At 70.6% G+C, this 10,666-nt stretch carries 9 protein-coding genes; 2 read left to right on the top strand and 7 right to left on the bottom strand.

Annotated elements, in window-relative coordinates; translation table 11 throughout:
• Window positions 1-89: 89 nt before the first annotated feature.
• The 6 genes from ABZ805_RS28320 to ABZ805_RS28345 are packed head-to-tail and all read right to left on the bottom strand — an operon-like array spanning window position 90 to window position 6,342.
• The gene (locus ABZ805_RS28320; protein ID WP_358446688.1) at window positions 90-878 is read right to left on the bottom strand and encodes a class I SAM-dependent methyltransferase; all 789 of its coding nucleotides are present in this window, start codon (window positions 876-878) and stop codon (window positions 90-92) included.
• Window positions 854-2,143 (bottom strand): MFS transporter, encoded by a 1,290-nt coding sequence (locus tag ABZ805_RS28325; RefSeq protein WP_358446691.1) that lies wholly within the window; start codon window positions 2,141-2,143, stop codon window positions 854-856. The genes ABZ805_RS28320 and ABZ805_RS28325 overlap by 25 nt, the downstream gene beginning before the upstream one ends.
• A complete protein-coding gene (locus ABZ805_RS28330; protein ID WP_358446698.1) occupies window positions 2,140-3,168 on the bottom strand; it encodes a dipeptide epimerase in 1,029 nt (342 codons plus the stop codon). The genes ABZ805_RS28325 and ABZ805_RS28330 overlap by 4 nt, the downstream gene beginning before the upstream one ends.
• On the bottom strand, window positions 3,165-4,193 hold the full coding sequence (locus ABZ805_RS28335; RefSeq protein ID WP_358446717.1) for a PLP-dependent cysteine synthase family protein: 1,029 nt from the start codon (window positions 4,191-4,193) through the stop codon (window positions 3,165-3,167). Before ABZ805_RS28335 ends, ABZ805_RS28330 begins: the two co-directional genes overlap by 4 nt.
• A 53-nt stretch (window positions 4,194-4,246) precedes the next feature.
• The gene (locus ABZ805_RS28340) at window positions 4,247-5,077 is read right to left on the bottom strand and encodes a hypothetical protein (RefSeq protein ID WP_358446701.1); all 831 of its coding nucleotides are present in this window, start codon (window positions 5,075-5,077) and stop codon (window positions 4,247-4,249) included.
• Complete coding sequence (locus tag ABZ805_RS28345) at window positions 5,074-6,342, bottom strand: ATP-grasp domain-containing protein (protein ID WP_358446704.1); 1,269 nt, start codon at window positions 6,340-6,342, stop codon at window positions 5,074-5,076. Before ABZ805_RS28345 ends, ABZ805_RS28340 begins: the two co-directional genes overlap by 4 nt.
• Before the next feature lie 259 nt (window positions 6,343-6,601).
• On the opposite strand from ABZ805_RS28345, the gene ABZ805_RS28350 reads away from it, so the two are divergent.
• On the top strand, window positions 6,602-7,879 hold the full coding sequence (locus tag ABZ805_RS28350; RefSeq protein ID WP_358446707.1) for an alpha/beta hydrolase: 1,278 nt from the start codon (window positions 6,602-6,604) through the stop codon (window positions 7,877-7,879).
• A 54-nt stretch (window positions 7,880-7,933) separates the two neighbouring features.
• On the opposite strand, the gene ABZ805_RS28355 is transcribed toward ABZ805_RS28350, so the two are convergent.
• Window positions 7,934-9,235: a trypsin-like peptidase domain-containing protein gene (locus ABZ805_RS28355; protein WP_358446711.1), complete on the bottom strand. Its 1,302-nt coding sequence runs from the start codon at window positions 9,233-9,235 to the stop codon at window positions 7,934-7,936.
• Window positions 9,236-9,453: 218 nt separating this feature from the next.
• Here ABZ805_RS28355 and ABZ805_RS28360 point away from each other — a divergent pair, with 218 nt between their 5' ends.
• Entirely contained in the window at window positions 9,454-10,416 is a 963-nt protein-coding gene (locus ABZ805_RS28360; protein ID WP_358446714.1) for a hypothetical protein, read from the top strand.
• The last annotated feature ends 250 nt before the right edge of the window (window positions 10,417-10,666 follow it).

The raw sequence follows: 10,666 nt of genomic DNA on the forward strand, positions 1-10,666 counted from the left end.
CAACCCCGAGCAAGCGTTCTCCCGCACGTCGTGCAAGGGAACCTTCCTGTCACCGGTGACAGGAAGGTTCCCTTGCACGCACCCGCTGGTCAGGTGGGGCGGTGGGCTACCAGGTGCAGCCGATCGCCCGCGAGGGACGTGCCGAGGTGCGCGCCGGAGCGCCAGGCCGGTTCGGTTCGGGGGCCGGGGTGGTCGAAGAGGTCGAGCACCTCGAAGCCCGCTTGGCGCAGGACGCGGCGGAGTTCTTGGGGGAAGAGCAGTCGCCAGGCCGAGCGCTGGGTGAGTTCGCGCTCGCATCCGGGCCAATCCCACACCCGTTCCCGGCGCAGCAGTTGTTCGGCGTGGTCGATCCACAGCCGAGTGCGGGACCGGTACGGCACGCCTTCCCATTCGACGGTCCGTTCGCGGATTCCGTCGAGCAATTCGGTGTTGCCGAGGAAGAATGCGCCGTTGCGCATTTCGGCGACGAGCATCCCACCGGGGCGGAGGTGGTCCCGGCACCGCTGGAGGAAGGAATCGAGTTCGTCGTCGGTGTGGCAGTAGAGGAATGCGCTGTCCAGGCAGGTGATCGCGTCGAACGTGCGATCCAGCCGGAATGCGCGCATGTCGGCTTGCCGGAAGGTGGCGTCGGGGCAGTGCGCGCCCGCGTGCTCGACCATGCGCGGCGAGTTGTCGATGCCGGTGACGTGGAATCCGTGCCGGGCCCAGTGCGCGGCGTCCCGGCCGGTGCCGCACCCGACGTCGAGCAGCGCCCCGCGTTCGAGGCCGTGGCGGGCGAGGACGTCGAGCACGAATCGGGCGGCGAGGTGTTCGGGGTCGGGGAACTGCGCTTCGTAGAGCCGGGGGTTGTCGGTCAGGAAGTTGGCGTCGACGCGCATGCGGTCTCTCCTGTTCGGGCGGTGGGCGCGGGGCCGACGAGTCCGCGGCGGTGCAGCAGGGCGATCGCGGCGGCGGAGAGCAGTCCGAACGCGAGGCACAGCGCGGACGGCGCCCAGGGCGCGGTGTTCCCGGCGAGGTCGCTGATCCATCCGATGGCGGCGTTGCCCGCAGCGGCGGTGACTCCGGAGGCCAGGTAGAAGACCCCGAAGTAGGTGCCGGACAGCGCTTCGGGGCCGAACGAGGGGATGAGGTCGTTGACGAAGGGCTGCGCCAGCATCAGCCCGGTGGTGAGCACGAGGGTGGCGAGCAGCACGGGACTGAGCCGCAGCAGCACGCCCACCGGGTCAGGCACGGCGGAGGCGCCGGGCAGCACGATCCCGGCGGTGAGGGTGGCGAGGAACGCGAGCCCCATCAGCGCCATGCCTGCGGCGATGGCCCGGCCGCGGGGCCACCTGCGCTGGAAGTACCGGGTGATCCGCACCTGCATCAGCAGACCGGCCACTGTGGACACGATGAACACGGCGGCGACGGTGCCGCTGGAGCCGGTGAGCCGGGCGGCTTCCATCGGCAGCACCAGGTACAGCTGGTTCTGCAGCGCGAACATCCCGGTCAGCGCGAGGGTGAACAGCACGAACCGCTTGTCGCCGAGCACGCCCCGCCAGTCGCCGAGCACGGTGCCGCGCGACGGCGGCACGTCCCGGTGCGGCAGCACCGCGATCTGGGCGGCGGTGAGCAGCGCGAACACGAGCGCGGCGACGAGCGCGGAGGTGGTGAACCCGATGAGGACGAGCGCGCTGCCGAGCAGCGGCCCGATCAGCGCACCGGTGTTGGCGAACACGTTGAACAGGGAGAACGCTTCGGCTCGTCGCTCTCCTGCTTCGCGTGCGAGGTAGGCGCGCACAGCGGGGTTGAACAGCGCTCCGGCGAGTCCGCTGAGGACGGAGGCGGCGAGCAGGACGGGCACCGAACCGCCGAGGGCGAACAGCCCGAACCCGACGGTGCGCAGCGCGCAGCCGGCGATGATGACGCGACGCGCCCCGAGCCGGTCGGCCGCGCTGCCGCCGATGAGGAACAGCCCTTGCTGGCTGAGGTTGCGCACCCCGAGCACCACGCCGACGAGCGCCGCGGACATGCCGAGGTCGTGCCCGAGGTAGCCGGCGAGGTACGGGATGAGCAGGTAGAAGCCGATGTTGACGCCGAGCTGGTTGACCAGCAGCACCTGCACGGCCAGCGGGAAGCTGCGGATGAGCCGCCAGGTGGTCATGCGGCCGCCCTCGGCCGCACGCCGAGCCCGGGTTCGCCGGTGATGTGCAGGGTCCCGCCGGTGCCGCCGATGCCGTCCCACGGGTCGTCGGCGAGCAGCAGGTGCCCGTCGAGGTCGATCCAGCGAGCGTGCCCGGCGAGGTGCACGGCGGGCGCGATACCGAGGGAGCTGGCGACGAGGCAGCCGAGCAGCACGTCGACTCCGGCGGAGCGGGCGGCGTCGATGATCTCGAGGGCGGGCCGGATTCCGCCGCACTTGGCCAGTTTCACGTTCACCCCGTGCACGCTGGAGCCGAGCGCCCGGACGTCGGCGAGGCTCTGCGCGTCCTCGTCAGCGATCACGGGGATGGGGCTGTGCCGGGCGATGCGGCCGAGTTCGGCGGGATCGCCGGGCGGGGTGGGTTGTTCGACGGCGGCGATGCGGTGCTCGGCGAGCTCGTCGAGCAGCCGCAGCGCCCGGTCGGGTTCCCACGCCCCGTTGGGGTCGAGCAGCAGTTCCGCGTCGGGGGCGGCGGCGCGGACCGCGGCGACGCGGGCCGTCTCGTCGGGTCCGTCGCCGAGTTTCACCTTGAGCACGCGGAATCCGCGTGCGGTGAGCTCGGTGGCGGTGCGCACGGCCTGGTCGGTGCCGGTGATGCCGATGGTGCGGGCGGTGGCGGGGCTGCCGACGGGTGGTGCGCCGACGAGGTCCTGCACGGTCCGGCCGCGGCTCTGCGCGGCGAGGTCGTGGGCGGCGGCGTCGACGGCGCAGCGCACGCCCGGTTCGACCTCGGGCCATGCGGCGATGCCCGCGAGGAGTGCGCCGGGGTCCGCGCAGTTCTCGACGTGCGGGCGCAGTTCCTCGAGCCGCTCGAGGATGCGCGGCACGTCGAGGTCGTAGTAGACGCTGGTGACGGCTTCGCCGCGGCCGGTCCGCCCGTCGTGTTCGAGGTCGATCCACACCGCGTCCCGTTCGTGCATGACTGAGCGGGAGATCCGGAACGGTTCGCGCAGCCGCAGGGTTCCGGTACGTGCGCTGAGCTTCACGCCGGCACCTCCACGGACTCGGCGGGGTCGCGGACGGCGCGGCAGCGGGCCCAGCCGTGCACTTCGACCGCGGCGGCGTCGGCGATCTCGACGGGCCGCGTCGCGGGACGCCCGCCGAGCAGGCCGTGCTCCTGGCAGTACTCGTCGTCGAAGATGGTGTCGAGGTAGCGGTGCGGCCCGTCCGGGAACACCGTGACCACCTGCGATCCGGGCTCCCGGCGCGCCGCCCACGCAGCGACGAGCGCGACCGCCCCGGTGCTCCAGCCGCCGCTGACGAAGGAGTGCGCGGCGAGCCTGCGGCAGGCGTCGACGGCTTCGGCGGGGCCGATCCAGTGCACCTCGTCGAATTCGGGGTAGGCGACGTTGCGGGGGAAGATGCTGCTGCCGAGCCCGCGCATGAGCCGCCGCCGCGCCGGCTGCCCGAAGATCGTGGAGCCGACGGTGTCCACGCCGATCAGGCGCAGCCGCGGCCAGTGCCTGCGCAGCGTGCGGATCACGCCCGCGCTGTGCCCGCCGGACCCGACGCTGCACACGAGGGTGTCGGCGGTGCCGAGCTGGGCGACGAGCTCTTCGGCGAGCTGTTCGTAGCCTGCCGGGTTGTCGGGGTTGTTGTACTGGTCCGGCCAGTAGGAGCCGGGCAGTTCCGCGCACAGCTCGTGCACCCGGTCCAGCCGCGCCTGCTGCCAGCCGCCGACGGGGTGCGGGCGGTCGACGACTTCGGTGCGGACGCCGTGCGCGCGCAGCAGCGACCGCATGCTGCGCTCCAGCTCCCGGTCGACGACCAGCACGACGGGATGGCCGAGCGCTTGACCGGCGAAGGCGAGTCCGACGCCGAGGGTGCCGCTGGTGGATTCGACCACGGGCGCGCCGGGGCGCAGTTCGCCGCGGGCTCGGGCGCCGCGCAGCATGGACATCGCGGCGCGCGCCTTCATGCCGCCTGCACCGAGGCATTCCAGCTTCGCCCAGAATCCGGGGTGGTGGTCCGGCAGCGGGGTGCTGACCCTGGTGACCGGGGTGTCGCGCATCAGCTCCAGCAGCTCCGGGTTGGGGGTGCGGGCCGGGCTCGTGCTCACGTCGATCAACGGGTGTCCTTCCCGGGCGGGGTGATCGGGGTGCGGTGGCGGTAGATCGAGCCGGGTCCGCCGTCGAGCCAGAAGAACGGGTAGGGCTCGGCGGAGACCGCGGTGACGCCCGATCCGATGAACCACGGCAGGATCGCGCTCGCCGTCTGGGCGAACATGACCAGCGGTTTTCCGGTGCCGCGCACGTGGTCCAGCAGTGGGGCGAACGTGTCGCCCGCGGCGAGCATCCCGGTGGCGAGCACGGCGTCGCAGCCGTCGACGGCGGCCATGGCATCGCCGACGATCGGCTCGTCCCACTCGGTGCTGCCGCCCTTGCGGTCGCAGGGGACGTAGTCGAGGCCGCGGTCGCGGAGCCGGTGCAGCAGCGAGTTCACCACGCCGACCACCAGCACCCGGTTCGCCCGTTCCGGCAGCAGGTCCACCACGAGTTCGGCGCGCTGCAAGGACTTCTGCAGCGAGTTGCCGCGATCCAGGGCTACCTGCTCGGCGTGCTCGCGGTGCGGGAACCGCCACATCAGGTAGGCGTCCAGCACGGCGATCCGCACCGCGGGCAGCGGGTGCCGCAGCAGCTGCCCGACGGTGGCGCCGACGCAGTCCACGACCTGCTCGTCGGTGAGCTCCCCCGGTTCGACCGCGCAGGAACCGACGGCGTCCTCGACGCGCAGGCTCAGCACGTGGTTGCGGTAGGAACGACCGCGCCCGGAATGGCGGACGCCTTGCTGGGTGAGGAATCCGACGCTCACCGCCGCTTCGGCGACTTCGTCGCCCGCGAGTCCGTCCCCCACGGCCGCCGCGAACCCGTCCAGTGACAGGAAGGCGTCCTTCATGCGGTGACCAGATCCTCGGCGTAGACGACGTCCAGCGAGCCGATGGCCGCCTCGGCGCGGGCGCGCGCGGCCCCGGGTGCCGGATCGGTGGCCATCACGTGGCCGAGGTAGTTGTTGTTGCTGGTCGCGGCGCCTGCCACGTGCCCGGGTTCCTTGACGACGCTGTCGACGACGCCGTCGGTTCCGGCGAGCAGTTCGGCGCCCGCGATGTGCCGGATCGGGCCGGTGCGCGGCGGCAGCAGGAACGAGATGGCCGCACTGCCCGCCCCGGTTGCGTGCGCGGTGAGGTCGGGTCGTTCTCCGGCGGCGAGCCGGGCGTGCACCGCGGGCAGGTCGATGCCGGTGACGCGGCGGATCAGCTCGGTGATCTGGTTGCCCGCGGGTCTCGGATTGACCTCGACGATGCGCGGCCCGTCCGGGGTGAGCTTGAGTTCGGTGTGGGTGACGGTGTTGTCGAGGCCGAGCGCGGCGATGGCGTCCACGGCGGTCGAGGTGGCGGCGCGTTCGATGTCCGCGTCGAGGGCGGCGGGGAACATGTGCCCGGTCTCGACGAACCAGGGCGCGCCGCCGACGCTCTTGTCGGTCACCCCGATGACGGTCGTCCGGCCGTGCGAGGTGACGGCTTCGACGCTGACTTCGGGACCGGTGAGCAGTTCCTCCAGCAGCACGGTGCGGCTGCGGCGCTGGCCGCGGGCGTTCACCGGGAAGCCCTCCAGATCGCGGACGGCTTCGGCGAGCTCGGCCTCGTCGGACACCTTGCGCACGAACATGCCCGCGCACAGGTCGACCGGTTTGACCACGAGCGGGAACCCGAGGGCGGCGGCCGCTTCGCGCAGCCCGGATGCGGTGTCGGCGAGCGCGAACGCGGGACCGGGGACACCGGCTTCGCGCAGCGCGAGCCGGGTCCGGTCCTTGTTGCAGGCGAGCTCCACCGCTTCGGGCGGCGATCCGGGCAGACCGAGGTGCTGCGCGAGGTGCGCGACGGCGCCCAGGTAGTAGTCGCAGGAGGTGAGCACGCCGTCGAAGCGGAGCGCGGGCTGCAGCCGCGCCACGTGCTCCACGAGGGACGGCACGTCGTTGGTCTCGGCGGTGAGCACGTTCTGCGCGCCGAGCAGCGGGTGGGCGCCCGGCCGGTCCCAGGCTCGCAGGTAGTGGTGCACGTCCCGGGTGAGGAAGCTGAAGCGGTGGCCCCCGTCCCGGATTCCTCTGGGCAGCAGCGTGCTCATCGCCCCGACCCAGCTTTCCACCATCAGCAGGTGACCCACTCCGACTCCTCCGCATGGTTTGCCACTAGCGGACGGTAACGATAATCATGTTCAATACATGTTGGCAAACCCCATTCAGGTAGCACTGGAGTCACTCAGCGTGTTCATCTCGCGTCGCGGCAGCGCCCTCCCGCTGCTCGCCCTGCTGCTCGCGACCCTCGCGCCCGTCCCCGCCGCGACCGCAGCACCGGACCCTCGATTCGGCCCCTGTCCGGAGAGCATCACCGACAACCCAGCAGTCCAATGTGGACGATTAACGGTGCCGTTGGACCACGCCGATCCCAGCGGGCCGCAGATCACCATCGCCCTCACCCGCATCCCCGCCGACGGTCCCCCCGAAGAACGACGCGGCGCACTGCTCGTCAACCCCGGCGGCCCCGGCGGCACCGGCACCGACTACGCCGAGAGCAAACGCCCCAAACTCCCCGCCGCCGTCCGACGCAGCTACGACATCATCGGATTCGACCCGCGCGGCACCGGCCGCAGCGCACCCGTCGACTGCGGCCCCGCAGGCGGACTCTTCCAACACCCCCGACCCGACCCCGTCCCCACCACCACGGAACAAGAACGCGCCCACCTGCGCGGACTGCAGGCCACCGCCGACGACTGCACGCGCACCATCGGCCCCGCCCACGCGCACATCAACACCACCAACACCGCGCACGACATGGAACGGATCCGCATCGCACTGCGCGAACCACGCCTCAACTACCTCGGCGTCTCCTACGGCACCTACCTAGGCGCCGCCTACGCCGCCCACCACCCCCGGCACGTCGGCCGCATGGTCCTCGACAGCGTCGTCAGCCCCGACGACTGGCACGACTTCGACACCCGGCAAGCCTTCGCCATGATCGAACAACGCGACGTCCTCTTCGACTGGATCGCCGCCCATCCCCGGCTCGGCCTCGGCGACGACCGCCGCACCGTCCGGCAGCACTACCTCGACACCCGCGCCGCACTCCCCCACGACACCTACGGGCCCGACGAATTCGACCGCGTCGTCTACCGCACCCTCTCCCGCACCGAACGCTGGGAACCCTTCGCCCACGCACTCAGCCACTACGTCCACACCGGCGACGACACCCCGCTGCGCCCCGCCGAAGCCGACGACCACAACTACGAATCCGCGCTGCGCACCATCAAATGCGCCGACAGCACCCGACCCCGGCCCGCCGACGTCCTCGCCTCCATCCGCGCGCTGCGCGCCGCCGACCCCCAACCCGTCCTCACCGGAATCGAAGCCGGCACCTGCGCCTACTGGACACCACCTCGTGACACCACCCGGCTCGGACACCCCGACATGCCGCCGGTGCTGCTCACCCAAGCCGAACACGACCCCACCACGCCCCTCGACGGCGCGCGGCGCATGCAACGACGGCTCCCCGGATCCCGGCTCGTCGTCCTCGACGGCAGCCGCTCCCACGGCGCCTTCGCCAGCCAACGCGACGACTGCCTCGACACGGCCGCGGCGCGGTACCTGGTCGACGGGGTGATGCCGGGGGTGGAAACCCACTGCCCCACCCACCCCCACCGATGAGAGCAAGGGAACCTTCCTGTCACTGGTGACAGGAAGGTTCCCTTGCTCGCCCCGTCAGCGGCCGTACGGGAGCTGTCCACCTGGCCACTGGTACGGGCTCTCCGCCCCTGGGCGCTGCGTGGCCGTCTCCGGCTCCGAATCCCGCACGCTTCCCAACGTGACCTCGACCGGATGGGCATTACCGCCCTGCGCATCGCCGACCGTGAGCGTCACCTTCCCGCCAGGCTCGCTCGACCCGATCTGAGCGATCAGGTCCGAAAACGCGCTGACCGCCTTGCCGTTCACCTCGAGAATCGTGTCGCCTTGGCGAAGCCCCGCCTTCTCGGCGGCCGAACCCGCGCTGACGCTGCTGATCACGGCGTTCCCCGCCTCGCCATCGACGCCGGTGACACCCAGCTGCGGCTTCATCGCCACGCCCGACTTGATGATCTCCTCGGCGACCCTGCTGGCCGTGTCGATCGGGATCGAAAACCCCAACCCGATGTTGCCCGCGCTGGACTCGCTGGACGTGTTCGATTGAATGCTCGAGTTGATCCCGATCACTTGACCGTCGAGATTCACCAGCGGGCCGCCCGAGTTACCCGGGTTGATCGAAGCATCCGTCTGGATACCGTTGTAGACGACCGCTTGGCCGTTGTCGGACGACACCTCCACCGTGCGGTCCAACGCGCTCACGATGCCCGAGGTGACCGTGCCCTCCAGCCCCAGCGGCGAGCCGATCGCCACCGCCGCCTGCCCGACCGCAAGATCCGAAGACCTGCCCAGCTCGGCCGCGGTGAGCCCGCCGACCCCATCCAACTTGATCACCGCCAGGTCGTAGGAGGGGGCGGTTCCGATGACCTGGCCGCTCGCCTTCTTCCCGTTCGGCAAGGTGACCGAGATGTCTCCACCGCTGCTCACGACGTGGTTGTTCGTCAGCACGTAGCCGTCAGCGGTCAGCACGACCCCGGTGCCCTCCGCGCTACCGGAACGCGACGACACCGCGATGTCCACGGTGCTCTTCGACGCCTTCTCCGCTGCGAACTGGACGGTTCCGCTCTGCGCGCTGATCTGCGTGCCCACGGCGGAATCGTGCTGGCTCAATGTCGGCGAGCCGGAGCCATCCGATGACCCCAACAACAAGCTGCCGCCGAACCCGGCAGCACCCCCGACGAATCCGGCGAGCAGAGCCACGGCGACCGTGCCGGCCGAGAGGCCGGCGAAGCGCGATCGCTTTTCACCCGGTTCAGGAACATCCGGCCGCCGGCCTTGCGAACCGCCCGCTTCCCACGACGCCGAGGTCATCCCGTAGCCACCCCCCGGTGGCGCATCCGCTGCGAAACGGCCACCGGCACCTGCGAAATCGTCGTCAGCCATGAACCGACAGTGCGCCATCAGGCTGAGAGCGAGCTATGCGTTCCCTGGTGATTCGCCCTCAACCCACCCCGAACAACCGCGGGCAAGCAAGGGAACCTTCGTGTCACCCGTGGCAGAAAGGTTCCCTTGCTCCGTCCGCCTCATGAGGTGCAGGCCCGGCCGACACACCGGCGAATGAGCGCCCCGCCACCACACCGAACATGACCGATAGTGATCACATGTCATCCACAGTGATCAACCAGCACGCTCTCCAGTCATCGCCCCGCCGCGTTTTCCATGTCTCCGAACTGGAAAAGCTCGGCGTCTCGCAGTCGACCAGCTACCGACGCGGACGCGTCGACGGGCCGTGGACACGGCTGCTCCCCGGCATCGTCCTGGTCATGCCGGGCCCGCCCACCACGGATGATCTGATCACAGCTGCACTACTGCGGGCCGGCCCGTCCGCCATGGTCACCGGAATGCACGCGGCCCGGATGCACGGTCTCGACACCCCGGACGAGACCGCTCCGGTCCACGTCCTCATCCCGCACGGCAAGAAGATCCAGAGCAGCGATCTGGTCAGATTCGAGCGCACCACACGCCCGCCCCCACCGATCATCATCGACGGTATCCCGGTGGCTCCCGCGGCTCGGGCGGTCATGGATGCTGCCCGCACCTGGCAGTCCCGCCGCTCGACGGAAGCGCTGCTCGTCGAAGCGATCCAGCGGGCCCCGGGTTGTTCACCTCGAGCTCTCAGCGAGGAGATGGAACGAGGATCGCGACGAGGGACCGGGCTGCCGCGCGAGATTCTCCGGGCCATGACGGCCGATGTTCGTTCCGTCGCCGAGCTCCGGGTTTTCGAACTGATCAGAACTTCCGACCTGCCCGAACCTTCGTGGAACACGTCGCTGTTCGACGAAGGTGGCCGCTACGTCGGAATGCCCGACGCGTGGTTCGACGACGTGGGCCTCGCCGTGGAATTCGATTCGTTCGCATACCACTCGTCGCGAGCCGATTTCGCCGCGACGACGAGGCGGAACACCCGTTATGCGACGCATGGCGTAGCAGTCGTGCAGATCCTGCCCGTCGATGTCATGCAGCGGCCCGACGCCGCCCTCTCCACCATTCGACAGGCGTACCAAGCAGCGACGCTGCGGCCGCGTCCGAACATTCTGGTCCGTGCCATCGCCGAAGGAGCTTGACCCGAGCGTTCCAGCCGACAGACGAACATCGAAGACCACCCGGAGTCGCCAAGCCGCCTCCGGGTATTTCGCATGCCATAACGTCGTGCCGCCCACCGACCCCTCCGCACCAGACTCCATTACGGAGCAAGGGAACCTTCCTGTCACCGGTGACAGGAAGGTTCCGCCGAGCAGATGCGCGCCCTGGCCGAGCGCACCCTCGACGAGCACGACGCGGAGCGCGCCGAGCTCGAAGCCCTCTGACCGCGGC

This window comes from Saccharopolyspora sp. NPDC047091 (assembly GCF_040643635.1).
Lineage (GTDB): Bacteria > Actinomycetota > Actinomycetes > Mycobacteriales > Pseudonocardiaceae > Saccharopolyspora_C.